This window comes from Amycolatopsis sp. NPDC006125 (assembly GCF_040614195.1).
Classification (GTDB): domain Bacteria; phylum Actinomycetota; class Actinomycetes; order Mycobacteriales; family Pseudonocardiaceae; genus Amycolatopsis_E; species Amycolatopsis_E tucumanensis.
Window position 1 is genome coordinate 1 of sequence record NZ_JBEXTZ010000003.1, and the last position, 23,220, is coordinate 23,220.

20 protein-coding genes are annotated in these 23,220 nt (G+C 72.6%); 9 read left to right on the forward strand and 11 right to left on the reverse strand.

The annotated features are described in order from the left end of the window. Positions 1-154 precede the first annotated feature (154 nt). A complete protein-coding gene (locus ABZ193_RS02375; protein ID WP_354708562.1) occupies positions 155-1,264 on the reverse strand; it encodes an NDMA-dependent alcohol dehydrogenase in 1,110 nt (369 codons plus the stop codon). An 11-nt stretch (positions 1,265-1,275) separates the two neighbouring features. Continuing rightward, entirely contained in the window at positions 1,276-2,775 is a 1,500-nt protein-coding gene (locus ABZ193_RS02380) for an aldehyde dehydrogenase family protein (RefSeq protein WP_354708563.1), read from the reverse strand. A 114-nt stretch (positions 2,776-2,889) separates the two neighbouring features. Between ABZ193_RS02380 and ABZ193_RS02385 the strand changes: the two genes are divergently transcribed. Then, positions 2,890-3,234, forward strand: a complete 345-nt coding sequence (locus ABZ193_RS02385) for a DoxX family protein (RefSeq protein WP_354708690.1) — start codon at positions 2,890-2,892, stop codon at positions 3,232-3,234. A gap of 87 nt (positions 3,235-3,321) precedes the next feature. On the opposite strand, the gene ABZ193_RS02390 is transcribed toward ABZ193_RS02385, so the two are convergent. The 6 genes from ABZ193_RS02390 to ABZ193_RS02415 all read right to left on the reverse strand — a co-directional run bounded on the left by ABZ193_RS02390 (position 3,322) and on the right by ABZ193_RS02415 (position 11,468). After that, positions 3,322-4,923 carry a helix-turn-helix domain-containing protein gene (locus ABZ193_RS02390; RefSeq protein ID WP_354708565.1) on the reverse strand — a complete coding sequence of 534 codons (1,602 nt, stop codon included), beginning with the start codon at positions 4,921-4,923 and terminating at the stop codon, positions 3,322-3,324. A 480-nt stretch (positions 4,924-5,403) separates the two neighbouring features. Continuing rightward, positions 5,404-8,229, reverse strand: coding sequence for an FAD-binding and (Fe-S)-binding domain-containing protein (locus tag ABZ193_RS02395; RefSeq protein WP_020416707.1), 2,826 nt, complete (start codon positions 8,227-8,229; stop codon positions 5,404-5,406). Then, positions 8,226-8,594: a zinc ribbon domain-containing protein gene (locus ABZ193_RS02400; protein WP_020416706.1), complete on the reverse strand. Its 369-nt coding sequence runs from the start codon at positions 8,592-8,594 to the stop codon at positions 8,226-8,228. Before ABZ193_RS02400 ends, ABZ193_RS02395 begins: the two co-directional genes overlap by 4 nt. A 4-nt stretch (positions 8,595-8,598) precedes the next feature. Further along, positions 8,599-9,876 (reverse strand): hydroxyacid-oxoacid transhydrogenase, encoded by a 1,278-nt coding sequence (locus tag ABZ193_RS02405; protein WP_020416705.1) that lies wholly within the window; start codon positions 9,874-9,876, stop codon positions 8,599-8,601. A gap of 13 nt (positions 9,877-9,889) precedes the next feature. After that, on the reverse strand, positions 9,890-10,696 hold the full coding sequence (locus tag ABZ193_RS02410; protein ID WP_020416704.1) for an N-acyl homoserine lactonase family protein: 807 nt from the start codon (positions 10,694-10,696) through the stop codon (positions 9,890-9,892). Positions 10,697-10,757: 61 nt separating this feature from the next. Continuing rightward, the gene (locus tag ABZ193_RS02415) at positions 10,758-11,468 is read right to left on the reverse strand and encodes a GntR family transcriptional regulator (protein WP_020416703.1); all 711 of its coding nucleotides are present in this window, start codon (positions 11,466-11,468) and stop codon (positions 10,758-10,760) included. Between the two features lie 56 nt (positions 11,469-11,524). On the opposite strand from ABZ193_RS02415, the gene ABZ193_RS02420 reads away from it, so the two are divergent. From ABZ193_RS02420 to ABZ193_RS02445, 6 genes are all read left to right on the forward strand, one after another. Further along, a complete protein-coding gene (locus tag ABZ193_RS02420) occupies positions 11,525-12,136 on the forward strand; it encodes a TetR/AcrR family transcriptional regulator (RefSeq protein ID WP_354708566.1) in 612 nt (203 codons plus the stop codon). 76 nt (positions 12,137-12,212) lie between these two features. Further along, positions 12,213-12,704, forward strand: a complete 492-nt coding sequence (locus ABZ193_RS02425; protein ID WP_354708567.1) for a DUF1772 domain-containing protein — start codon at positions 12,213-12,215, stop codon at positions 12,702-12,704. Positions 12,705-12,745: 41 nt separating this feature from the next. Further along, entirely contained in the window at positions 12,746-13,249 is a 504-nt protein-coding gene (locus ABZ193_RS02430) for a 2Fe-2S iron-sulfur cluster-binding protein (RefSeq protein ID WP_354708568.1), read from the forward strand. Then, positions 13,246-14,217: a xanthine dehydrogenase family protein subunit M gene (locus ABZ193_RS02435; protein ID WP_354708569.1), complete on the forward strand. Its 972-nt coding sequence runs from the start codon at positions 13,246-13,248 to the stop codon at positions 14,215-14,217. The genes ABZ193_RS02430 and ABZ193_RS02435 overlap by 4 nt, the downstream gene beginning before the upstream one ends. After that, complete coding sequence (locus tag ABZ193_RS02440) at positions 14,214-16,286, forward strand: xanthine dehydrogenase family protein molybdopterin-binding subunit (RefSeq protein WP_354708570.1); 2,073 nt, start codon at positions 14,214-14,216, stop codon at positions 16,284-16,286. The genes ABZ193_RS02435 and ABZ193_RS02440 overlap by 4 nt, the downstream gene beginning before the upstream one ends. A 30-nt stretch (positions 16,287-16,316) precedes the next feature. Then, on the forward strand, positions 16,317-17,453 hold the full coding sequence (locus ABZ193_RS02445; RefSeq protein ID WP_237338283.1) for an epoxide hydrolase family protein: 1,137 nt from the start codon (positions 16,317-16,319) through the stop codon (positions 17,451-17,453). Between the two features lie 875 nt (positions 17,454-18,328). Here the strand turns inward: ABZ193_RS02445 and hisS are convergent. Then, positions 18,329-19,615: a histidine--tRNA ligase gene (gene hisS / locus ABZ193_RS02450; protein ID WP_020416696.1), complete on the reverse strand. Its 1,287-nt coding sequence runs from the start codon at positions 19,613-19,615 to the stop codon at positions 18,329-18,331. A gap of 318 nt (positions 19,616-19,933) precedes the next feature. On the opposite strand from hisS, the gene ABZ193_RS02455 reads away from it, so the two are divergent. Continuing rightward, positions 19,934-20,536, forward strand: a complete 603-nt coding sequence (locus tag ABZ193_RS02455; RefSeq protein ID WP_237338284.1) for a hypothetical protein — start codon at positions 19,934-19,936, stop codon at positions 20,534-20,536. A 94-nt stretch (positions 20,537-20,630) separates the two neighbouring features. Here the strand turns inward: ABZ193_RS02455 and ABZ193_RS02460 are convergent, their stop codons facing one another. Both ABZ193_RS02460 and ABZ193_RS02465 read right to left on the reverse strand, forming a co-directional pair. Next, a complete protein-coding gene (locus ABZ193_RS02460) occupies positions 20,631-21,293 on the reverse strand; it encodes an HAD family hydrolase (RefSeq protein ID WP_237338285.1) in 663 nt (220 codons plus the stop codon). Positions 21,294-21,331: 38 nt separating this feature from the next. After that, positions 21,332-22,009 (reverse strand): hypothetical protein, encoded by a 678-nt coding sequence (locus ABZ193_RS02465; RefSeq protein WP_020416692.1) that lies wholly within the window; start codon positions 22,007-22,009, stop codon positions 21,332-21,334. A 132-nt stretch (positions 22,010-22,141) separates the two neighbouring features. Here ABZ193_RS02465 and ABZ193_RS02470 point away from each other — a divergent pair, with 132 nt between their 5' ends. Further along, entirely contained in the window at positions 22,142-23,215 is a 1,074-nt protein-coding gene (locus tag ABZ193_RS02470) for a sensor histidine kinase (RefSeq protein ID WP_354708572.1), read from the forward strand. Positions 23,216-23,220 lie beyond the last annotated feature (5 nt).

Genomic DNA, 23,220 nt, shown 5'->3' on the forward strand with positions numbered 1-23,220 from the left:
CCTGATTGTGTTTCAGTCGCCGAGCAGGCTTGTCAAGGCGGGAAAGCGTGCCTTGACAACCCTGGTCGGCGACTAAAGATCGGCTGTGGATCGGGGGCGGGGGAGGTCTGGTTGGGTTGGTCGCTTGCTTTTCGTTGCCGGGTGGCGGTTGGGGTTAGCCGTGGACGACTACGCCTCGGATGTTTTTGCCTGCCACCAGGTCCTCGTAGCCTTGGTTGACGTCTTCGAGGCGGTACCGGTTGGTGACCAGCTCGTCCAGCTTCAGCGTGCCCGCCTGGTAGAGGTCCAGCATCTTCAGGATGTCCCGCTGCGGGTTGCCACTGCCGAACAGGCTCCCCTTGATCGTCTTCTCCCACAGGGTGAGCACCGCGCCGGAGACGTGGATCGTCGCCTTCGCGGGGTCCGCCAAGCCGGTCACCACGACGACCCCGCCCTTGCCGACGACGTCGAACGCCGCCGACATCACCTCTTCGTCCACCACCCCGACCGTGACCAGCGCTTTGTCCGCGCCCTGTCCCCGGGTCAGCTCGGTGACCACCTCGTGCGCCTCCCCCGCCGTCGCGAAGGCGTGGGTGGCTCCCAGCTTCAGCGCGGTGTCCCGCTTGAACGCCAGCGGGTCGACCACCACGACGTTCTTCGCCCCGGCGTGCGCCGCGCCCTGCACCGAGTTGATGCCGATCCCGCCGATCCCGTAGATCACCACGGTCTCACCCGGCCGCACGTCCCCCGCGTACACCGCCGTGCCCCACCCGGTCGGGACACCACAGCCGACGAGCACCGCGGTCTCCAGCGGCACGCTTTCGTCCACTTTGACCACCGAGTGCTGCGAGATCGTCGAATACTCGGCGAAAGTGCCGAGCATGCACATCTGCCCGTAGTCGACCCCGCCCTGGTGGAACCGGAAACTGCCGTCCGGGAAGCTGCCTTCCAGGATCGTCGCACCCATGTCGCACAAGCTCTGATGCCCCGTGGCGCAGTAACGGCACGTGCCGCAGTTCGGGATGAACGAGCACACGACGTGGTCACCGGGCTTGACCTTCGTGACCCCCGGCCCGACCTCTTCGATGATCCCGGCGCCCTCGTGCCCGCCCACGATCGGGAACCGCGGCGGCAAATCTCCATCGGACAGGTGCAGGTCGGAGTGGCACAAGCCGGCCGCGACGTAGCGGATCAGGACCTCGCCCTCCCGCGGGCCGTCCAGGTCCAGCTCGGTGATCTCGAACGGGGTCTTGAAATCGGTGAGTACAGCTGCCTTGACCTTCATGCGGATTCTCCTCAGAGCGCGACGTTGACGGCTTTGGTCTGGGTGTAGAGGTCGATGGCCTCGGCGCCGAGCTCGCGGCCCCAACCGGACTGCTTGTACCCGCCGAACGGGATCGCGGTGTCGAAGCCGTTGTAGCAGTTGACCCACACCGAACCGGCCTTGATCTGCTTCGCCACCCGGTGGGCGCGCGAGATGTCCCGCGTCCAGATCCCCGCCGCCAGGCCGTATTCGGTGTTGTTCGCGGCCGCGGCGAGACCGTCCTCGGCCGAGAACGGGATCGCGGCCACGACCGGGCCGAAGATCTCCTCACGCACCACGCTCATGTCGTCGCGCACGTCCACCAGCACCGTCGGCTCGACGTAGTAACCGGAGTCGCCGTGACGGCCGCCGCCGGTCAGGGCACGGGCGCCGTCCGCGATGCCCTGCCGCAGGTAGCTGGTGACGCGGTCGAGCTGCTCCTGCGACACGAGCGGGCCCAGCTGCGTCGTCGGGTCCAGGCCCGGGCCGATCTTGACCTGGCTCGCGAACTCCGCGACACCCTGGGTGAACTCGTCGAAGATGGACTCCTCGACGAACAACCGTGTGCCGGCCACGCAGCACTGGCCGTGGTTGAACAGCCAGGCGTTGGCCGAACCGGGGATCGCGGCCTCCAGGTCGGCGTCGGCGAACACGATGTTGGGGCTCTTGCCGCCCAGCTCCAGCGACACCTTCTTCAGGTTGCCCTTGGCCGCGTCCACGATCTTCTTGCCCACCTCGGTGGAACCGGTGAACGCGACCTTGTCGACGTCGTCGTGCGCGGCCAGCGCGGCGCCCGCGTCCCCGAACCCGGTGAGGATGTTGACCACTCCGTCCGGGAAACCGGCTTCGCAGAACAGCTCGCCGAGCAGCAACGCCGTCAGCGGAGTCTGCTCGGCCGGCTTCAGGATGACGGTGTTGCCGGCCGCGAGCGCCGGCGCCAGCTTGAACGCGGCCATCACCAGCGGGAAGTTCCACGGGATGATCTGCGCGCACACGCCGACCGGTTCCCGCAACGTGTAGGCGTGCCACTGGCTGCCCGGGATCCACGGCACGGACGGGGTGATCGTGCGGCCCTCGATCTTGGTCGCCCACCCGGCGTAGTAGTGGAAGATGTCGGCCGCCCAGGCGACGTCGACGCCCTGCGCGACCGCCACGGACTTGCCGTTGTCCAGCGCCTCCAGCTGCGCGAACTGCTCGGCGCGCTCCAGCAGCAGGTCGCCGATCCGCCAGATCAGGCGCTGCCGCTCCGACGGCGTGGTGCGGGACCACGGACCGTCCTCGAACGCGTGCCGCGCCGCGGCCACCGCGCGGTCGACGTCCTCGGCGGCGCCGTGTGCCACCTCGGTGATCTTCTCCCCCGTGGCGGGGTCGAAGGTGGGGAACGTCCGGCCCGACGCCGCGTTCACCCACTGCCCGCCGATCAGCAGCTGCTTGGTCCCGGACACGAACTCCCGAACCGCCGGCCGCACCGCCTGCTCCGCTACCGCAGTCACACCAACCTCCTCGTCGTGGACGTGGCGGTAATGGTGACCTGCGCAACAGCGGGCTAACCGTGTCAAGTTGACACAGTGACCTCACACCGCGCGGGGCTGCGTCGTCGGACGGGCATGGACATCGCGTTGTGGATCATCGCGGCCGCGCTGGCGGCCGTCTTCCTGGCCAGTGGGGCCGTGAAACTGGCTCAACCGGCCGAAAAACTGGCCGCCACCGGGCTCAGCGTGAGCCTCGGCAAGACCATCGGGGTGCTGGAGGTGCTCGCCGCGGCAGGGCTGATCCTGCCCGCCGCGCTGGACATCGCGCCGGTGCTGTCGCCGCTCGCGGCCACCGGGCTGGTGCTGCTGATGGCCGGGGCGGTCGTGCAGCACGTCCGCCGCCGCGAAACGAAAGTCGTGGCGGTGCCCGTGGTGCTGCTCGTGCTGGCCGCCGTCGTGGCCTGGGGGTGGTTCGCGTGACCGCGTTCGAGGATGCTCGCGTCCCCGCTCACGGCGGGCGGCCGCTGGCGCATCCCGCCCGCGACGAGACACCCCTGCCGGGCAAGGTCAGCTCAGCCCGAGGCTCCGCACCCGCCGGTGCAGCGTCGAGCGGCTGATGCCGAGCAGCTTCGCGGCGTGGGCCTTGTTGCCGCCGCAGTCCCGCAGCGCGGCGGCGATCGCGTCGTGTTCGAGCTGCTCGATCGGCGTGAGGTGGCGTGCCCGGGGACTGCCCTGGTAGGCCTCCGGCAGGTCACGCGGCAGCACGTCACCACACGCACGGCCGGCCGCGACGTGCCGCAGCAGCGCCTTCAGCTCGCGCAAGTTGCCCGGCCACGGCTGCGCGGCGAGGACCTCCAGCGTGCGGGGCACGAACCGGAGGGTCGAGCCGAGGTCGGCCAGCATCGCCGCGACCAGTGCGGGCAGTTCGTCCCGCCGGGAGCGGAGTGGGGGCAGCTCCCGGCGGGCGATGCAGCGGCTGGCGAGGTCGGCGGCGGGGCCGGTCAGCTCGGACGGCGGCGGGCCGGTGAACGCGAACCAGCCGCGGTCCATGGCGGCCCCGACCCGGGCGGCCGCGTCGGCGGGCAGCAGGGCGATGTTCTCGATCACCAGCAGCCCGGTGTGCGACGCGACGAGCTGGTCCAGAGTGGGGGCCCAGTGCTGGGCGTCCACCGCGTCGAGCACGGCCAGCGCGGACTCCCCCGCCAGCTCGCGGGCCACCGTCGAACGGCCGGTGCCGGGCTCGCCGCTGATGAGGACGTGCGTGCGTTGTTCGCGGTAGGTGGTGAAATCCCGCTGCACCGGCCGCGGGGTGGCGCGTCGCGGGATCGCCTGCACCGCGGGCGGTTCCAGCTCGAACAGCACGCCGGACGCGCCGGTGATGCGCTCGAAGGACACGTCCGCGACGCGACCGGAGGACAGCCGGACGCTGCGGGCCTGCCGGACGCCGAACGGGGCGTCCATGGCGAGCCCGCGGAGGATCGCGTGGTCGGGGGCGTCGAGCAGGTCGGTGGCGGCGGCGTTGGCGAGGACGACGTCGTCGCCCAGCACCAGGACCGGGCGCAGGCGGTTGAGGGCGGCTGCCTGGTAGGCGGCGAGCATGCGCTGCTCGGCCGCGCGGGAGCCCTCCAGCAGGCGCTGCTCGATGTCGGCGACCGCGCGGCGCAGGAACGGGCCGAGCAGCGGGCTGGCGTGGTCGGCCGGGCAGGTGATGTCGAGGACGCCCTCCAGGCGGCGGGTCACCGGGTGCGTGATCGGGTGGCCGTAGCAGGCGAAGGCCTTGAAGCTGTCGATGAAGTGCTCGTGCCCGTGCACGGCGAGGCCTTGGCGCAGCTCGAAGACGGTGGCGATCGAGTTGGTGCCGGTGTTCTCCTCGGTGAAGCGCCTGCCGGGGACGACGCCGAGCCGGTCGAGGGTCGATTCCAGCCGGCGCTCGCCGAACCGCCGGTCGACGATCCAGGCGTCGCGGTCGGCGAGGATGAGGCTGAACGCGGTGTCGGCGAGCTCGCGGGTGGCCTGGTCGAGGACGGGTTCGGCGGCGAGAACGAGCCTGCTGCGGCGGTCGATGTCCGCGACGGTGAGCCGGTCGACCGCGGCGTCCGGCCGGAGCCCGGACAGCTCCGCCCGGCGCCACGACTTGGCGATCTCGGGCCGCAACGCTGCGCTGTCCATCCTCGCCTCCCTTGGCGCCGATGCCCGAGCCACGTTAGCAACGGTTAACGCCACGGGTCGAGCGCTTGCCCCCGTCCGGGGGTGCCGCTCCCCCGCCGAGTGTGGACTCGCCGCGCTGGGATGGGGCCCGCACGTCGGAGGGTGGGACTCGCCGCTCAGCCGGGGGGTGTCCAGCCGACGGAGCGAGAGCCCCGCGCCCGCGCACCCTCCGAGGGCACCTCACCCGGGAAGCGAAACCGGATGCCGCTCCCCCACGGAACGTGAAATTCACCGCGCCGGAGCGGGGACCCGCGCGCGGGCGCGTGGGGCTTGCCGCTCAGGCGTCGGGGGTGTGTCCGGCCGACAGGGCGTGAGCCCGCGCCCACGCACCCTGCGAGGGCACCTCACCCCGGAAGCAAAACCGGGGATGCCGCTCCCCCGCCGAGTGTGGAACTCCCCGCGCCGAACGTGGAACTCGCGCGCCGGAGGGGAACTCGCCGCTCAGGCGCCAGGGGTGTCCAGCGCCCGCGCGAGTACCTGCGCCAGGTGCAGCGCCTGCCGTCCGGTGAGGTCGTCGATCTGGGTGCGGCAGCTGAAGCCGTCCGCGAGGACCATCGTGTCCGGGGGCGCGGCCTCCACCTCAGGCACCAGCACCCGGTTCGCCGCGGCGACCGACACCTCGTAGTGCCCCTTCTCGACCCCGAAGTTGCCCGCCAGCCCGCAACACCCCGAGTCCAGCGTCCGGTTCCGCACACCCACCCGGCGGAGCAACCGCTCGTCCGCCGCGTTGCCCATCACCGCGTGCTGGTGGCAGTGCTGCTGCGTAATGGCCGTCGCCTCGACCTCCGGGAACGACACGTCCGGCGCGTACTTCTCCAGGAACTCCGCCAGTGTGAACGCCTGCGACGGCAACCCGTGCAGCTCGGAGTCGTCCAGCAGCTCCCGCGAGTCGTGCCGGAACACCGCCAGGCAGCTCGGCTCCAGGCCCACGATCGGCGTCCCCGCCTCCAGTTCCGGCCGCAGCACCCGCAACGTCCGCCGCAGCACGCGGCGCGCCACCCCGAGCTGCCCGGTCGAGATCCAGGTCAGCCCGCAGCACACCGACGACGACGGCAGCACCACGTCGAACCCGGCGTGCTCCAGCACCCGCACCGCGTCGTGCCCGACCTCGGGCGACAGGAAGTTCGTGAACGTGTCCGGCCACAACACCACCCGCGGCCGCCCCCGCTCCCGCGCCCGGAACCCGCGCCGGAACGTCCGCGGCGCGAACCGCGGCAGCGACCGCTCCGGCGTGATCCCGCCCGCCTTCTTCACCAGCCCGGACAACCGACCGCCCAGCACGCGGTTCGCCAGCCGCGGCGCGCCCGACGCCAGCCGCGCCAGCACCGGCAGGAACCCGAGCGTGTAGTGGCTCGCCGGGCGCAGCCGCCCCGCGTAGTGCTGGTGCAGGAACTCCGCCTTGTACGACGCCATGTCCACGTTGACCGGGCAGTCGGACAGACAACCCTTGCACGCCAGGCACAGGTCCAGCGCCTCCAGCACCTCGCCGGAGCGCCAGCCGTCGGTGACCGTCTCGCCGCGCATCATCTCGAACAGCAGCCGCGACCGCCCGCGCGTCGAGTGCTCCTCGCGCCCGGTGACCATGTAGCTCGGGCACATCACGCCGGACGACTTGTCGACACACGCCCCGACGCCGACGCACCGGCGGGTCGCGGTCGCCAGGCTGCCGCCGTCGTGCGGGTACTTCAACGTCACCGGCAGCGACCGCACCGGCCCGTCGAACCGCAGGTCCGCGTCCAGCTTCCGGGGCCGCACCAGGTTGCCCGGGTTGAGCAGGTCCGCGGGGTCCCAGATGACCTTGAACCGCTCGAACAGCGCCAGGATCTCCGGCGGGTACATCCGCGACAACAGCTCCGCCCGCGCCTGCCCGTCGCCGTGCTCGCCGGACAGCGACCCGCCGTGCTGCACCACCAGGTCCGCCGCGTCCTCCATGAACGCCCGGAACTGCCGCCGGCCCTCGTCGCTGGTCAGGCCGAAGTTGATGCGCACGTGCACGCACCCCTCGCCGAAGTGTCCATACGGGACACCCCGCAGCCCGTACTTCCCCAGCAGAGCCCGGAAATCCCGTAGATAGGCCCCAAGATGAGCGGGCGGCACCGCGGAGTCCTCCCAGCCCGGCCACGCCTCGGAACCGTCCGCCATGCGGGTCACGATCCCGGCCGCGGCCTCCCGCACCGACCACAGCATCCGCTGGTCCGCCGGCCGCGTCTCCACCACGGTCGCGGCGCCGGTGTCCCGCTCCAGGGCAGCCGCGACTTCGGCAGCCCGCGCCGCCGCCTCCGCCGGGTCCGCTCCCCCGACCTCGACGAACAGCCAGCCGCGCCCCGCCGGCAGCAGGTCGACGGCCGGGTGCGACCGCCGCATCAACAGCGAGTCGATGAGGTCGCGGCCCATGCCCTCGACGGTCAACGGCTTCAGCGGCAGCACCGACGGCACGGCGTCGGCGGCCGCGATGTCGTCCGCGTAGCCCGCGACGACCAGCGCCCGGGCCGCAGGCGCGGGCACCAGCCGCACGGTGATCTCGGTCAGCAGCACGCACGTGCCCTCGGTGCCGACCAGGGCGCGGACCAGGTTCGTCCCGTTCTCCGGCAACAGCTGGTCCAGCGCGTACCCCGACACGCGCCGTGGGATCGACGGGAACGACGTGCGCAGCAGCGCCAGGTTGTCCAGCGCGAGCTGCTTCGACTCGGCGACCCGCGGATCGTCCGGCAGCGACTCCCCGATCGCCAGCCGCGTCCCGTCCGCGGTCAGCACGTCCAGCGCGACCACGTTGTCCGCGGTCCGCCCCCACGCCACCGAGTGCGAGCCGCACGCGTCGTTGCCCACCATGCCGCCGATCGTGCAGCGGCTGTGGGTCGACGGGTCCGGCCCGAACGTCAGCCCGTGCGGGGCGGCGGCCGCGCGCAACGCGTCCAGCACCACGCCGGGCTGCACGCGGGCGGTCCCCGCCTCCGGGTCGATCTCCAGCACCCGGTTCAGGTGCCTGCTGTAGTCGACTACGACACCCTCGCCGAGCGCCTGCCCGCCGATGCTCGTTCCGGCGCCGCGCGCGGTGATGGGGATCCGGAACTCCCGGCACAGCCGGACCGTCGTCTCCAGATCCTCCACAGTGGACGGGAACACGACGGCCAGCGGCACGTGCCGGTAGTTCGACGCGTCCATGCTGTAGGTCGCGCGCGCCGTCGTGCCGGACTCGACCTCACCGGTGAGCGCGCGGCCCAGCTCCGCGAGGAACCGGGCCACGCGCTCGTCCGCGACCACCGTCATGAACCCGATTCTCCCGGCACCGGATCGCCTGCGCGCAGCGGCGCCGCGGCGAAGCGCCCCTCGTGGGCGAGCACCGGACGGCGGTCGCCCGCCAGCTCCGGGTACTTCTGCTCCAGCTTCTCCCGCCGGGTCATCTGCTGGTGCCAGTGCCGCACCGTCTCCCGGTCGCCGTTGCCGGTGCCGCGCCAGCTCTTCGGCGCGTCGTCCCGGCTGGGCCCGGCCGAGGCGACGCCGCCGAGCCGCACCGCGGGTGGCAGGCGGCGTGGCGACGAACCGCACGCACAGCTCGGCGCGGGGCTGGCGGACGAGGGCACGAGCGCCTCGAACCGGTTCCCGCACTCGCACGCGTAGTCGTAGATGGGCATCCGATCACCAGTTCTCGATCGACTGGGCGAAGATCGCCTCCAGGTCTTCGCCGCGCACCGGCCGCGGCGAGATGGTCAGCAGCCGTTCCTGCTTGAGGGTGCCCTCGACCAGGTCGCCGATGTCGCTCTCGTCGTAGCCGACGCCGCCGATCCCGTTCGGCGTGCCGATGTCGCGCATCAGCGAGGACAGCACGAACGGCAGCTGGTCCACCGCGTCGTGCTGCTTCGGCGCGTGCGGGTCGAGGATCCGCGCGGCCCGCAGGTGCTTCTCGGGGTTCGTCGGGAAGGTGAACCGGAACGCCGCGGGCGCGGTCAGCGACACCGACTCGCCGTGCGGGACCATCGCCTCGTCCTGCGGGTAGTTCTTCGGCCGGTACTCCTTGACCTGCCCGGCGATCGGGTACGCGCAGGCGTGCGGGATGTGCACGCCCGCGTTGCCGAACCCCATGCCGGCGAACGTCGCCGCCAGCATCATGTCCGTCCGCGCCGCGAGGTCGCCGCCGTTCAGCACGGCCTTGCGGAACGAGCGGGCCAGCAGGGTCAGCGCCTGCTCGGTCCAGGCGTCCGAGATCGGGTTCGACCCGCAGTAGGCGACCCGGGTTTCCGCGCGGTGCCGCGGGAAGGAGTCGAACGGCTTGGCCGTGTAGGACTCCAGCGCGTGGCACAGCACGTCCATCCCGCTGGCCGCGGTCACCTCGGGCGGCATGCTCAGCGTCAGCAGCGGGTCGACCACCGCCATCGACGGCCGCAGCCGCGGGTGGCTGATGCCGGACTTCACCTTGAGGTCGAGGAAGTCCATGATGCACACCGGCGTCGTCTCCGACCCGGTGCCCGCGGTGGTCGGCACCGCGACCAGCGGCTTGAGCGGCCCGGCAGGCGCCTTGCCCTGCCCGATCGGCTTGTTGACGTAGTCGTAGAGGTCGGCCGGGTAGGTGGTCATCAGGTTGATGGCCTTGGCGGTGTCGATCGACGAGCCGCCGCCGACGGCGATGAACCCGTCCCACTCGGACTGCTTCGCGAAGTCCACCGCGGCCTGGATGCTGACGTCGGTCGGTTCGACGTGCACCTGGTCGTAGACCTCGACGGTCAGCCCGCCCGCCTTGGCGGCGTCGGCGACGCGCTGCGGCACGCCGGTGGCGGCGACGCCCGGGTCGGTGACGATGAGGACCCGTTCCGCGCCCATCTGCGCGAGGTCCCAGCCGATCTCGTCGACGGCGCCGGCGCCGAACTTCAGCGGCGTCGCGCCCCAGGTGAAGACGGTCTCGTTGAGGTATTCGGTCATGCCCGTGTGCCTTTCAGCCGAAGTACCCGTCGGGGGCGAACGGGAGCTTGGCGGCCTGCTCCGGGTCGTGCCCGAAGATCACCTCGGCGTTGGTCTCCTCGGCGATGCGGCGCAGCTTCTCCACCGACTCCAGCCAGCGCACGCTGTCCCAGACGATCGCGGCGCCGACGGCCGGCGGGCCCCAGCTCTCGCCGAGGTAGACCGCGTCGGAGGTGAAGATCTTGGTGCCCGCCTCCGGCAGGTCCACCCGCAGTGACATCGTCCCCCAGGTGTGGCCCGGTGTCTCGATGACGCTGACGCCCGGCGCGATTTCGGCGTCACCGGAGACGAGTTCGTAGTCGATGCCCTCGTAGTCGGCCTTGAGGTGCGCGCCCTTGAACGGCCCGTCGATGCCGAGCGCGCCCTCGTGCTCGTTGGCGTTGACGATGATGCGCGTCTTGCCGCCTGCGAACAGCTTCGCGTTCGCGGCGTGGTCGAAGTGCAGGTGGGACAGCACGAGCACGTCGATGTCGTCCGGCGTCAGCTCCAGCGCGGCCAGCGAGTCCTGCAGGTAGCTGGTGCCCTCCTGGACGGGGAAGAACTCCTGCAGCCCGGTGGGTGCCCAGCGGGTCTCCCAGTCCTGTGGAACGCCCGTGTCCCACAGGATTCGCCCGTCCGGGTGCTCGATGAGCACCGCGTGGGTCGGGCACGTCGTCCACACCGCTTCCTTGCGGGTGTTCGAGCGGTCGGTGATGGTCGCACCCGGCTTGAGCAGCAGCCAGGTCTGGTCGCATTCCATGGTTCCGGTCTTGAGCAGGTGAACCTTGCTCGGTGCCGTCATCTGCGCCTCCTTGCGCGTCAGGACAGAGCCGAGCACAGAGTGGCATGTAGCATGCTACTCGTCAACGACGTGGGTAGCCGGTCCACTCCAACGAGACCGGCGGGACCGGGTCGCCACTGGCCGCGGCTTCCTGGCCGATCAGCAGCCGGGCGGTGTTGAGCAGGTGCGCGCGCATGGACTCGGCGGCTTCGTCGGCCTTGCCCGCTTCGATGAGCGCGAAGATCTCCTCGTGCTCGGCGAGGATGTCGGACAGGCTGCGCGAGGTGTCGACGGTCGAGGCGCCGCGCAGCAGGACCATGTCGCGCAACGAGTCGATGTAGCGGGCGAGCCGCACGTTGCCGGACGCCTCGTTGATGATCTCGTGGAAGCGCCGGTCGGCGGCCATGAACGTGGCCTCGTCGCGTTTCTCGGCGGCGGCGCGCATCGCCTTGAGCTGGGCGCCCAGCTCCTTGACCCACGCGGCGGTCCGCTGCGTGACGGCGCGGTGGGTGGCCGGGACCTCCAGCAGCAGCCGGATCGCGAAGACCTCCTCCAGGTCGTGCAGGGACGTCTGGAGGATCCGCACGCCGCGGTTGCGCTCGAACCGCACCATTCCGCGCTCGGCCAGCTGGATCAGCGCCTCCCGCACCGGCGTCCGGGACACGCCGAGCCGCTCCGCGAGGTCGTGCACCGAGTACAGGCTGCCCGCGACGAGCTCGCCGTTGACGATGGCGCTCTTGAGCTCGTCGAGGATCTTCCCGGCGAGGTTGGCGTCGTTCCCGATCTGCCGCATCCGCGCATTTTCCCACGGCGGCGCGGTCCCGGCGGTGCCGCTGGCAGGATGTCGGCGTGGTGAACGACGCTCGGCGGCCGGGCCGCCCCAGGACGGGGGTGCGGGAGGCGGTGCTGGCCGCGGCCGAGGAGATCCTCGCCGAAGCCGGTGTCGCCCGCCTGTCGACGAAGGAGGTCGCGCGGCGCGCCGGCGTGGCCGAGTCGAGCATCTTCTACCACTTCCGAGACCGGCTCGGGCTGCTGCGCGCCGTGGTCCACCTGCACCTCCCGCGCTACAAGGAAGTGGCCGAGGAGCTCGGGCGGCGGGCCGGGCACGGCACCGTGCGGGACAACCTCGTCGAACTGCTCGGCAGCCTGGAGGCCTACTACACGCGCATCACGCCGGTCCTGGCCGCCGTCCAGGCCGACAGCGAGCTCCGTGAGCTGTTCACCCAGCGCAGCTCGGAGGCGAACATCGGCCCGCAGCGCGGACTGGCGCCCATCGCGGCCTACCTCGGCCGGGAGCGGGACCTCGGCCGGGTGCGCGCCGGCCTCGACCTGGACGCGGCCGCCCTGGTCATCCTCGGCGTCGCCCACCAGCGGGCCGTGCTCCGCTCGCTGGGCACTCCCGCCGTCGCGGGCGCCGCGCAGGTGGTGGACACCCTCCTGCCCGGCCTGCTCCCGGACTGAACCCGCGCGTCCACTGGACCACCCGCGGCCGAGCACGCTACATTTACTGAGTTACAACTCAGTAATAGGAGGCCTCGTGGTCCGGTTCGTCACCGCCTTCGCGTTGCTGGCCACCGGCCTGCTGGCCGGGGCCTTCGGCTACGGCGCCGTCAACCTGGTGTCCGCGTTCGGCGCGGTGCCGCTCGACGTGCGCCTGACCTTCCACACCGCGCTGATGCACATGAACGGCGTGGTCATGCAGACGACGATGGCCTTGGCGGTCCTGAGCTCGCTCGCGCTGGCCATGTTGAGCCGCGGCGCGCCGCGGTACCTGGCGGGCACGGCCGGGGCGCTGGTGCTGGCGTCGTTCCTGATCACGCGGTTCGGCAACGTGCCGATCAACGGGCGGATCAAGGTGTGGGCGGTGTCCGGCGCGCCGGCCGACCACGCGGCGGTCCTGCAGCGGTGGGAGGCGTTCAACGTCGCACGCACGATGACCGCACTCGTCGCGTTCGCGCTGATCATCGCGGTCGGAGTGCTGGTGGCCCGGACCCGGCAGGCAGAGCGCGCGGTTGCCGTTCCCGCCTGATCGCCGGTTTCGCGGCTGCCTCGCCGGGTACGCCCCACGTCATGGACGCGGAGATCACCTTGCGTGTCGACGGCGCCACCCACCGGCTGACGCTCGACAGCCGCACCACCCTCCTGGACGCCCTGCGCGAACGCCTCGGCGTCACCAGCCCGAAGAAGGGCTGCGACCACGGCCAGTGCGGGGCCTGCACGGTCCTGGTCGGCGGCCGCCGGATCCTGTCCTGCCTGTCGCTGGCCGTCGCGCAGAACGGGGCCGAGGTCACCACCGCCGCGGGGCTCGCGCCGGACGGTGAGCTGCACCCGGTGCAGCGCGCGTTCCTGGAGCACGACGGGTTCCAGTGCGGCTACTGCACGCCGGGCCAGATCTGCTCCGCGGTGGGCGTGCTGGACGAGGTCAAGCAGGGCTGGCCGAGCCACGCGACCCCGGCGGTGAGCGACCGCCCCGCGCTGACCCGCGCCGAGATCGCCGAGCGGATGAGCGGCAACCTGTGCCGGTGCGCCGCCTACGACGGCATCGTCAGCGCGATCGAGGAGGCGGCCGGATGAAGCCGTTCACCTACGACTCCCCCGCCGACGCGGACACCGCCGTCCGCACCGTCGCCGCCGACCCGTCCGCCGTGTTCCTCGCCGGTGGCACGAACCTCGTCGACCACCTCAAGCTCGGCGTCGCCCGCCCCGGCCGTCTCGTCGACATCACGAACCTGACCTCCGCCGAGATCACCGAGCGCGACGGCCTCCTGTCGATCGGCGCCGGGGTGCGCAACAGCGACCTGGCCGCCGACCCGCGGATCCGGTCGCGCTACCCGGTGCTCGCCGAATCGCTGCTCGCCGGGGCGTCCGGCCAGCTGCGCAACATGGCCACCACCGGCGGGAACCCGTTGCAGCGCACGCGGTGCGTGTACTTCCAGGACGTCACGACCCCGTGCAACAAGCGCGAGCCCGGCTCCGGCTGCTCCGCGATCGGTGGCTACACCCGCTACCACGCGATCCTCGGCGCGTCCGAGCACTGCGTGGCGACGCACCCGTCCGACCTGGCGGTCGCGCTGGCCGCGCTGGACGCCGAGGTGTGCGTGCTCGGACCGGACGGCGAGCGCACGATCCCGTTCACCGAACTGCACCGCCTGCCCGGCGACACCCCGGAGCGGGACACCGTGCTGGCGCACGGCGACCTGATCACCTCGATCGACCTGCCGGCGCCGCCCGCCGGGAAGCAGCGCTACCGGAAGGTCCGCGACCGGGCCTCCTACGCGTTCGCGCTGGTGTCGGTGGCGGCGGTGCTGGCCGTCGAGGACGGCACGGTCGTCGACGCGCGCATCGCGTTCGGCGGGGTCGCGCACAAACCGTGGCGCGCCTGGCAGGCCGAGGACGTGCTGCGCGGCGCGCCGGCCACCGACGCGACGTTCCGCGCCGCGGCCGAGGAGGAGCTGGCGCAGGCGCAGCCGTTGCCCGGCAACGAGTTCAAGGTCCCGCTGCTGACCCGGACCCTGGTCTCCGTGCTCCGGGAGCTGTCATGACCGCGATCGGCGAACCGCTGGTGCGGCGGGACGGCGCACGCAAGGTCACCGGCACCGCCACCTACGCCTACGAGACGCAGGCCGGCACGCCGGTGTTCTGCCACCCCGTGCAGGCCACTGTGGCGCGGGGCCGGATCGCCGCGATCCACACCGCCGAGGCCGAGGTGCTCGACGGCGTGCTGGACGTGATCACCTACCGCAGCGCCGAGCGGCTGGCGTCCACAGAGGACGCCGAACTGGCCGTGCTGCAGGACCGCGAGGTCGCCTTCCGCGGACAGGTGATCGGGCTGGTGATCGCGGAGACTTCCGAGGCCGCGCGGCACGGCGCGGAGCTGGTGTTCGCGACCTACGACGAGCGCGAGCACGACACCGAGCTTGCCGCGGACCGCGACGACCTGTACAAACCGGAGAAGGTCAACCCGGCGTTCCCCACGGACACCGCGACCGGCGACGTCGACGCGGCGATGGCGTCCGCCGACGTGACGGTCGAGCGGACCTATCGCACCGCGATGTACCACAACAACCCGCTGGAGCCGCACGCGACGACGGCGTTGTGGGACAACGACTTGCTGACGCTGTGGGACTCGACGCAGGGCGTGCACCCGTCGCGCAAGGCCATCGCGAAGGTGTTCGGCCTGCCCGAGGAACGGGTGCGGGTGGTGTGCCAGTACGTCGGCGGCGGGTTCGGGTCGAAGGGCCTGCCGCACGCGAACGTGGTGCTGGCCGCGATGGCTGCGCGCGCCCACCCGGGACGGCCGGTGAAGCTCGCGCTGACGCGGCAGCAGATGTTCTCGCTCGCCGGGTACCGGACGCCGACGATCCAGCGGATGCGGCTCGGCGCGACCCGCGACGGCAGGCTGACCGCGATCGGGCTCGACGTGGTCGAGCAGACCTCGCGCATCAAGGAGTTCGCGGAGCAGACGGCGTTGCCGTCCCGCATGATGTACGCCGCGCCGAACCGGCGCACCACGCACCGGCTGGCCGCGCTGGACGTGCCGGTGCCGTCGTGGATGCGCGCGCCCGGCGAGTGCCCCGGCATGTTCGGGCCCGAGGTGGCGATGGACGAGCTGGCGCACGAGCTGGGCATCGACCCGGTCGAGCTGCGGATCCGCAACGAGCCGGAGGTGGACCCGGAGTCGGGCAACCCGTTCTCCAGCAGGCACCTGGTGGAGTGCCTGCGCGAGGGCGCCCGGCGGTTCGGCTGGGACTCGCGCGACCCGCGGCCCGGCGTGCGGCTGGAGGACGGCTGGCTGGTCGGCACCGGAGTGGCGTCCTCGGTGTACCCGTCGTCGACGCGGCCGGGGTCGACCGCGGTGGTGCGGTTCGAGGGCGGCCGGTACGTCGTGGAGATCGGCGCGGCGGACTTGGGGACCGGAGCGTGGACGGTGCTGCCGCAGATCGCCGCGGAGGCGCTGGAGGTGCCGGCCGAGGAGATCGACATGCGGCTCGGCGACACCGCGTACCCGAAGGCGGCGGTGGCCGGCGGTTCGGCGGGCACGGGGACCTGGGGTTCGGCGGTGTTCGAGGCCGCGCGCACGTTCCGCGACAAGTACGGCCGCGACCCGGCCGACGGCGCCGAGGCCGACGCGACGACCGGGGACAACCCGGCGCGCAAGGAGTACGCGATGTACGCGTTCGGCGCGCAGTTCGCCGAGGCGCGGGTGCACGCGGACACCGGGGAGATCCGGGTGCCGCGGCTGCTCGGGGTGTTCGCCGCCGGGCGGATCGTCAACCCGCGGACCGCGCGGTCGCAGTTCCTCGGCGGCATGACGATGGGGCTGTCGATGGCGCTGCACGAGGAGAGCGTGTGGGACCCGCGGTTCGGGCAGGTGGTCAACCACGACCTGGCCGAGTACCACATCACGGTGAACGCCGACGTCGACGACATCCAGGCGCACTGGCTCGACGAGCACGACCCGCACGTGAACCCGCTCGGGGTCAAGGGGATCGGTGAGATCGGGATCGTGGGCACGGCCGCGGCGGTGGCGAACGCGGTGTTCCACGCGACCGGGGCGCGGATCCGGGACCTGCCGATCACGCTCGACAAGGTGCTGCCCGCGTTGCCGTGAATTGTCGGTGGGTCTCGTTATGGTCGGCGCGTGGAGAATTTTCGGATCGCTGTCGACGACCGTGAACTGGCGGACCTGAGGGACCGCCTGGAGCGCACGCGCTGGCCGGACGCCGAGACGGTGGACGACTGGTCGCAGGGGGTGCCGCTGGAGTACCTGCGGTCGCTGTGCGCGTACTGGGCGGACGGGTACGACTGGCGCGCGTTCGAGAAGCGGGTCAACGCGCTGCCGCAGTACCGGACGACGATCGACGGGGTGGGCATCCACTTCGCGCACGTGCGCTCGCCGCACCCCGGCGCGTTGCCGCTGGTGCTGACCAACGGGTGGCCGGGGTCGATCGTGGAGTACCTGGACGTGATCGGGCCGCTGACCGACCCGGTCGCCCACGGCGGGTCGGCCGCGGACGCGTTTGACGTGGTGCTGCCGACGCTGCCCGGCTACGGCTTCAGCGACAAGCCCGCGTCGCCGGGCTGGGGCGTGCAGCGGATCGCGGACGCGTGGGCCTCGCTGATGGCCTCGCTGGGGTATACGCGCTACGGGGCGCACGGCAGCGACTGGGGCAACAGCATCACCACCGCGATGGGGCAGCAGCACCCGGACGTGCTGGCCGGGATCCACGTGCAGCCGCCGATCGCCGCACCCGACCCGGCGACGTTCTCCGACCTGTCGCCGCGGGAGCGGGAGGCGCTGGACGCGCTGGCCGAGGCGGAGTCGCGGGAGTCGGGCTACTCGGCGGAGCAGTCGACGAAGCCGCAGACCGTCGGGTACGGGTTGGTGGACTCGCCGGTGGCGTTGTGCGCGTGGATCGTGGAGAAGTACCACTCGTGGGTGGACACCGGAAGCATCCTGACGCGCGACCAGCTGCTCGACAACGTGAGCGTGTACTGGTTCACCCGCAGCGGCGCGTCGTCGGCGCGGTTGTACTGGGAGAGCTTCAAGCAGGTGTCCGAGTGGTTCAGCAAGTCCACTTCGGACACGGTCCCGGTGCCGACGGGGTGCTCGGTGTTCCCGCGCGAGGTGCCGCGCCCGTCGCGCCGCTGGGCCGCCCGCCGGTACACCGACATCCGCTACTGGAACGAACCCGAGCGCGGCGGCCACTTCGCGGCGCTCGAAGAGCCGGAGGTGTGGGTGGAGGAGATCCGCAACTTCTTCCGCCTGGTGCGCTGATCGGCAGAGACCGCCACCAGGCGCCAAGCGGCGCGGCGATGCGCTGACGAGCCGCGTGTCGCTTGGCGGCATGCCCTCAGCCCGGGAGGCCTGCACCCCCGCTGGCCACGTTCACGGCGGCCCCGCCCCCGGCGATTGGCACCCGCTCCCGCCGGCGCGCGCCGCCGCGCCGACAGCCACCGGCAACCCCCCACCGGCGCGCACCCGGCCCAGCCCACCACGGCACCACCCCGGCAACCGCCCGCACCGGCGCACCCGGCCCAGCCCACCACGGCACCACCCCACAACCGCCCTCGCCCGAGTGAAGCGCCACGCCCACCGGCCGCCCGCGAGCCCCACCCTCCCGGCACGGCAAAGGTCGCCACTCGGCCGAGCCCACGGCAGCACCGCCCCCGGCAAAACCCCCACAGGCGCACCCGGCCCTACCCACCGCGGCATCGCCCCGGCAACCGCCCCCACAGGCGCACCCGGCCCAACCCACCACGGCACCACCCGACAACCGCCCCCACCGGAGTGAAGCACCACACCCACCAGCCGCCCGCGAGCCCCACCCTCCCGGCACGGCAAAGGCCGCCACTCGGCCGAGTCCACGGCAGCACCGCCCCCGGCAACCAGCAGCCGCTCCCGCCGGCGCGCGCCGCCCAGCCACCGGCAAACCCCACCGGGCGCACACCCAGCCCTCGAGCCACGACAGAGTCACCCGTTGCCGTTGGCGGCGTCGCCACGTCGAGGGTTGGTCGCTGCTGGTGCGCGGGCGCGTCGGCGACCTGCGTGAACTCCGGGCGAGCCTGGACGAGCTGCCGGTCGGGGCGTCCCCGCGCTGAGGCGCCGAGAACGCCCCCGGCGAGACTGCGAGGGCGTACTCCGGCGAGTCGTTATCGCTGCAGGTGCGCGGGCACCTCGTCGACCGGGACGCGGGTCTGCTCGCCCGACGTCATGTCCCGCACCGTCACCTCGCCGGCCTCCTGCTCGGCCGGGCCGTAGATCAGCACCGTGCGGGCCCGCTGGTCGTTCGCCCACTTCAACTGGCGCGCCAGCTTGCCGGAGGTGCCCAGGTAGACGCCCGTGCGCAGGCCCTGCGCGCGCAGCCGGTTCGCCAGCCGCAGCACCTCGTCCTCGGCGCCGAGCACGGTGAGCGCCACGTCCAGGCCACCGGCCTCGGCGTCGGCCGCGGCCTGCCCGGCGAGGATCCGCTCCAGGCCGATCGACCCGCCGCACGCGGGCATGTCCGGGCCGCCGAGCTTCGCGACCAGCCCGTCGTAGCGGCCGCCGGACGAGATCGACCCCGGGTAGCCGGCGGCGGTGACCTCGAAGATCGGGCCGGTGTAGTAGTCCAGGCCGCGCACCATCCGCGGCGTGAACACGACCCGCCCGGACGGCAGCCCGGCGGTCAGCTCCACGAGCTTGTCGACCTCGGCGAGGCCGGCGCGGCCTCGCTCGGTGGTGTCGAGCTGCTTGCGGATGCGGTCGGTGTCGGTGGCGACGACGTCCCCGACCAGGCTCTCCGCGGTCTGGGTGTCCAGGCCGCGGTCGGCCAGCTCGGCGATCACCGCGTCCGGGGTGGCCTTGTCCAGCTTGTCGAGGCTGCCGAGCACCTTCGCGCCCGCCTCCTCGGGGATGCCGTAGGCCTCCAGCAGGCCGTGCAGCGCCTGGCGGCTGTTGACCAGGAAGCGGAAGTCCTCGACGCCCAGCGCGGTCAGCGCGTCGTTGATCGCCCACAGCGTCTCGGCGTCGGCGAGCGGCGACGACGAGCCGACGGTGTCGAGGTCGCACTGGACGAACTCGCGGAACCGGCCCTGCGCGGGGCGGTCGGCGCGCCACACCGGGCCGATGGCGTAGCGCTTGTAGGGCGAGGGCAGTTTGCTGCCGTAGGTGCCGATCACGCGGGCGAGCGGCACGGTGTGGTCGTAGCGCAGCGCCAGGTCGGCCTCGCCGCTGGCCTCGTGCACCCCGCGCTTGAGGATCTTGAAGATCAGGGCGGACGCGTCGTCGCCGAGCTTGCCCGCGAACACCTCGAGGCGTTCGAAGGCCGGGGTCTCCAGGGGGTCGAAGCCGTAGCGCTCGAAGACCGCGCTGACGGTGTCGAACGCGGCCTTCCGGCGACGCACGTCGTCGGCCAGGAAGTCGCGGGTACCTGAAGGTGGCTCGGCGGCCTTCGCCATGAATCGGTCCTTTGCTGGTCGGGTGCGCCTGCCATTGTCCCGCGCCGGTGCGGGCGGGTGTGCACTACCCCTGGACAGACGGAAGCCCCGGCCCGCCGAGGGGGAGGTGGGCCGAGGCTTCCTGCTCCATCCGACGGCACCCCTGCGCGTCCACCGGATTTGCGACTCCGGCGCCTGACTACCCCGGCCGCCGGGCGGTAAACCACGGATGCGGAAAAAAATCTCCGCGGGGTGCGGGCGCGGTCTGGGATGATCGGGTTCCATGACGCCGACCCTGGTGCTGTGCGCGGCAGCGTGCGGATGTCGAACGGTTCCCCGGTGCCATCGCGGAGCGAGGCGGTGACCGGCCGCCGGGTCGACGTGTCGCGGCTGCCCCGGGAGGTCGCGGAGCTCATCGACGCCCTGCCGCCCGGTGAGGACCTCGTGGTCACGCGGGACGGCGAGGTCATCGCGACGATCTCCAGCACGGGCGGCGCGCCCCGGGCGGCAGGGCCGGAGATCGCCGACGACGTCACGGTGGTCGCCACGGCGATGCGGTTGTCGGAATCGGCGCGGGGGAAGCTGTCGGCCGAGCTCGGCACCGACTACATCGTGATCGACATGCACGCGGCGCCGGCCACGGCGGACGTGCTGCTGGTGCCGCCGGTGAGCCCGCAGCTGATCGGCAACCTCCGCCGGTCGTTCCCGAAGGCGCGGGTGGTGGTGGCCGAGATCGACGACGCGGAGCTCGGCGTCAGCTACCACGGCCCGGTCCGGCGCTTGCTCGACGCCGGCGCCACGACCTACCTGCCCTCGACGACCATCCCGCACCTGGCGAAGCAGCTCGACCGGACGGTCACCCACGAACGGCAGCTCACGGGCGGCGCCCCGGCACGACGGGAGATCGACGCCTCCCCGCGGCCACCGCACGATGCGGAATGACCCGGCCAGGACAACTGGGCCACGACGGCTGAGGGCACGCGGGGTCGCGGTGCCTGGTCAGCGGCGCCGCACTCGGGCCAGCAGCAACCAAGCCTCAACGCGGCGACGCCCCGAACGGCAACTCGCCCAGGCTCGCCCGGAGTTCACGCAGGTCGGTGAACGTCCGGGCGGCGCCGGCGTCGGTGAGCTCCGCCGCGGAGAACCCGCCGGTGAGCAGCCCGACCGACGGCAGGCCGATCCGCCGGGCGGCGACGCAGTCCCACACCGAGTCGCCGATCACCACGGCCTCCTCGCCCCGCACCTTCTCCAGCGCGACCTCCAGCAGGTCCGGCTCCGGTTTGGTGGCCTCGACGTCCTTCGAGCTGGTCCAGTCGGCCGCCAGCTCGCGGCCGTCGATCAGGTCGAGGTAGTGGTCGACGTGGTCGGGCTTGCCGGAGCTGGCCAGCACCACGCGGTAGCCGGCGTCGTCCGCGGCCTGGAGCAGCTCGTGGGCGCCGTCGAGCGCGCAGACCTCCGGCAGCATCCCGTCGACCAGTTCCTTCCACTTGGCCCGGACGTCGTCGCCGCAGGCGTCCTCGACCTCCTGCCCGGCGACCTCGGGCACCAGCTGGTCGCCGCCCATGCCGATGGCGCGGTGCAGGCGCCACACGGGCACCGTGACGCCGTGGCCGCGGAAGGCGCGGAACCACGCGAGCGCGTGGTGGTAGTTGGTGTCCACCAGCGTGCCGTCCACATCGAGCACGAGAACCTTGGCCATGCCCGGCAGATTGCCCACCGCGCCCGGCCCGGAAACGCTCACCCGAGCGTGCTGACGTAGGCGAGCAGCCCCACCACCGGCACCGCGACGGCCACCAGCCGGAAGTCCGGCCGCGGCGCGACGCGGATCAGGCGCACCCCCTCGGGCACGAGCGCCACGGCCACGCCCGCCACCGCCACGAGGGACAGCACGGTCGTCCCCTTGAGCACGCCGAGCGGCAGGGCCGCCATCGCCGCCAGCCCCACCGCCTGGACCGCGTGCAGCACGCGCGCCCGCCAGGCGGCGAACGCGAGCACCGGCCAGCCGAGCAGGATCGTGAACGACAGGTAGCTGAACAGGTGCGGATCGCCGTAGGCGTCGCCGACGAACGCGGTGGCGAACCCGGCCCCGCGGTGGCGGGCCAGCGCGAGGGCGGCCTGGTCGAACCCGGCGTGGAAGACCCGCGCGAACAGCCCGGTCACGACGAGAACCGCGCCCCAGAAACCCCACCGGAACCTGATCCGCGCGGCGAGCGCGAGCACTGCCGGGCACAGCAGGAGCGTCCCGGCGAGCACGCAGGTGTAGGCGGCGCTCATCCGGCCGGGGTGGTCGGCGGCCGCGGTGAGCTGGTGCGGGAAGAAGAAGGGGACCGGGAGGCGCAACAACATCCCGGTGAGCAACAGCAGCGGTGCGGCGATCATCGCCAGGCCGGCGATCCAGCGCGGTTCACGAGTCATGCGGCCGAACCTGCCAGTGCCCGGACCGCGGCGGATCGGACCGCGGCGGACACTCCGGCCGCGGACATCAGACCCTGGTATGACCGCCGTGGACGGACGCGGCGGGCGCGGTACCCGGATATCGTGCGACGAATGGGCCCCTCGCCATGGCGTTCGCGCGCCGCCGCCGTGCTGCCGGCCGTGCTCCTGATCGCGGTGGACGTCGCCGTGGGCGGGAACCTCCTGCGCGACGACACCGGCTGGCGGCTGGGCGGCTCGGTGGCCGTGGCGGTCGTGATCGGGCTGGCCGTGCTGGTCCGGCGGCGGTTGCCGGTCCCGGTGCTGGTGTTCGTGCTGGCCGTGTCGGTGGCGGCCGCGTTCCTCGGCGTGCTCTGGGATCCCTTCGCGGGCGCCGCGCTGGTGCTGCACGTCGTCGCGCTCGGCCGGGACCGGCTGCTGCCCCTGCTGGGCGCGTGCGCCGTCGCCGCGGTCGCCGGCTTCGCCGCCTGGTGGTATGTCCTCGGGGTGCCGCTGCTGGTCGCGGCGTGGGCGGCCGGGCGGGCGGCGCACGCGCACCGGGCGCAGGCCGAGCGGCTGGAACTACAGCGGCAGCACCAGATCCGCACCGACGAGCGCCTGCGCATCGCCCGGGAACTGCACGACGTCGTCACCCACGGAATGGGCCTGATCGCGGTGAAGGCGGGCGTGGCCAACCACGTGGCGGAGTCCCGGCCGGACGAAGCCCGCGAAGCGCTCCGGATCATCGAGGAGACCAGCCGCGAAGCGCTCGGCGAGATGCGGCGGTTGCTCAGCGCGCTGCGGGACGACACCGAGCCGCCGGGCGAGCTCGCCGATCTACCGCGGCTGGCCGAACGGGCGGCGCCCGCGGGGGTCGCGGTGGAGCTGGACGTCGACGCGCCGGACCTGCCGCGGCCGGTGGAGCTGGCGGCGTTCCGGATCGTGCAGGAGGCGGTCACGAACGTGGTGAAGCACGCCGCCCCCGCGCGCTGCCGGGTGGTCGTGCGGGCACACGCCGGCGAGGTGCGGATCGAGGTCACCGACGACGGCGCCCGGCAACGCGGACCGGTGCGGCCGGGCCACGGCATCGTGGGCATGTCCGAACGCGCCGCGCTGTACGGCGGTGAGCTGAGCGCGGAACCGTTGCCGGGTGGCGGTTTCCGCGTCGCGGCGCGGCTGCGCGCGTCGGCGGAGGTGCCCGTTGCCTGAGCCGC

Excerpts from the sequence above, each read along its gene's own strand:
- ABZ193_RS02375 (WP_354708562.1), bottom strand. The coding sequence starts at position 1,264 with ATGAAGGTCAAGGCAGCTGTACTCACCGATTTCAAGACCCCGTTCGAG.
- ABZ193_RS02385 (WP_354708690.1), top strand. The coding sequence starts at position 2,890 with ATGGACATCGCGTTGTGGATCATCGCGGCCGCGCTGGCGGCCGTCTTC.
- ABZ193_RS02390 (WP_354708565.1), bottom strand. The coding sequence starts at position 4,923 with ATGGACAGCGCAGCGTTGCGGCCCGAGATCGCCAAGTCGTGGCGCCGG.
- ABZ193_RS02395 (WP_020416707.1), bottom strand. The coding sequence starts at position 8,229 with ATGACGGTGGTCGCGGACGAGCGCGTGGCCCGGTTCCTCGCGGAGCTG.
- ABZ193_RS02400 (WP_020416706.1), bottom strand. The coding sequence starts at position 8,594 with ATGCCCATCTACGACTACGCGTGCGAGTGCGGGAACCGGTTCGAGGCG.
- ABZ193_RS02405 (WP_020416705.1), bottom strand. The coding sequence starts at position 9,876 with ATGACCGAATACCTCAACGAGACCGTCTTCACCTGGGGCGCGACGCCG.
- ABZ193_RS02410 (WP_020416704.1), bottom strand. The coding sequence starts at position 10,696 with ATGACGGCACCGAGCAAGGTTCACCTGCTCAAGACCGGAACCATGGAA.
- ABZ193_RS02415 (WP_020416703.1), bottom strand. The coding sequence starts at position 11,468 with ATGCGGCAGATCGGGAACGACGCCAACCTCGCCGGGAAGATCCTCGAC.
- ABZ193_RS02430 (WP_354708568.1), top strand. The coding sequence starts at position 12,746 with ATGGACGCGGAGATCACCTTGCGTGTCGACGGCGCCACCCACCGGCTG.
- ABZ193_RS02435 (WP_354708569.1), top strand. The coding sequence starts at position 13,246 with ATGAAGCCGTTCACCTACGACTCCCCCGCCGACGCGGACACCGCCGTC.
- ABZ193_RS02440 (WP_354708570.1), top strand. The coding sequence starts at position 14,214 with ATGACCGCGATCGGCGAACCGCTGGTGCGGCGGGACGGCGCACGCAAG.
- hisS (WP_020416696.1), bottom strand. The coding sequence starts at position 19,615 with ATGGCGAAGGCCGCCGAGCCACCTTCAGGTACCCGCGACTTCCTGGCC.
- ABZ193_RS02460 (WP_237338285.1), bottom strand. The coding sequence starts at position 21,293 with ATGGCCAAGGTTCTCGTGCTCGATGTGGACGGCACGCTGGTGGACACC.
- ABZ193_RS02465 (WP_020416692.1), bottom strand. The coding sequence starts at position 22,009 with ATGACTCGTGAACCGCGCTGGATCGCCGGCCTGGCGATGATCGCCGCA.
- ABZ193_RS02470 (WP_354708572.1), top strand. The coding sequence starts at position 22,142 with ATGGGCCCCTCGCCATGGCGTTCGCGCGCCGCCGCCGTGCTGCCGGCC.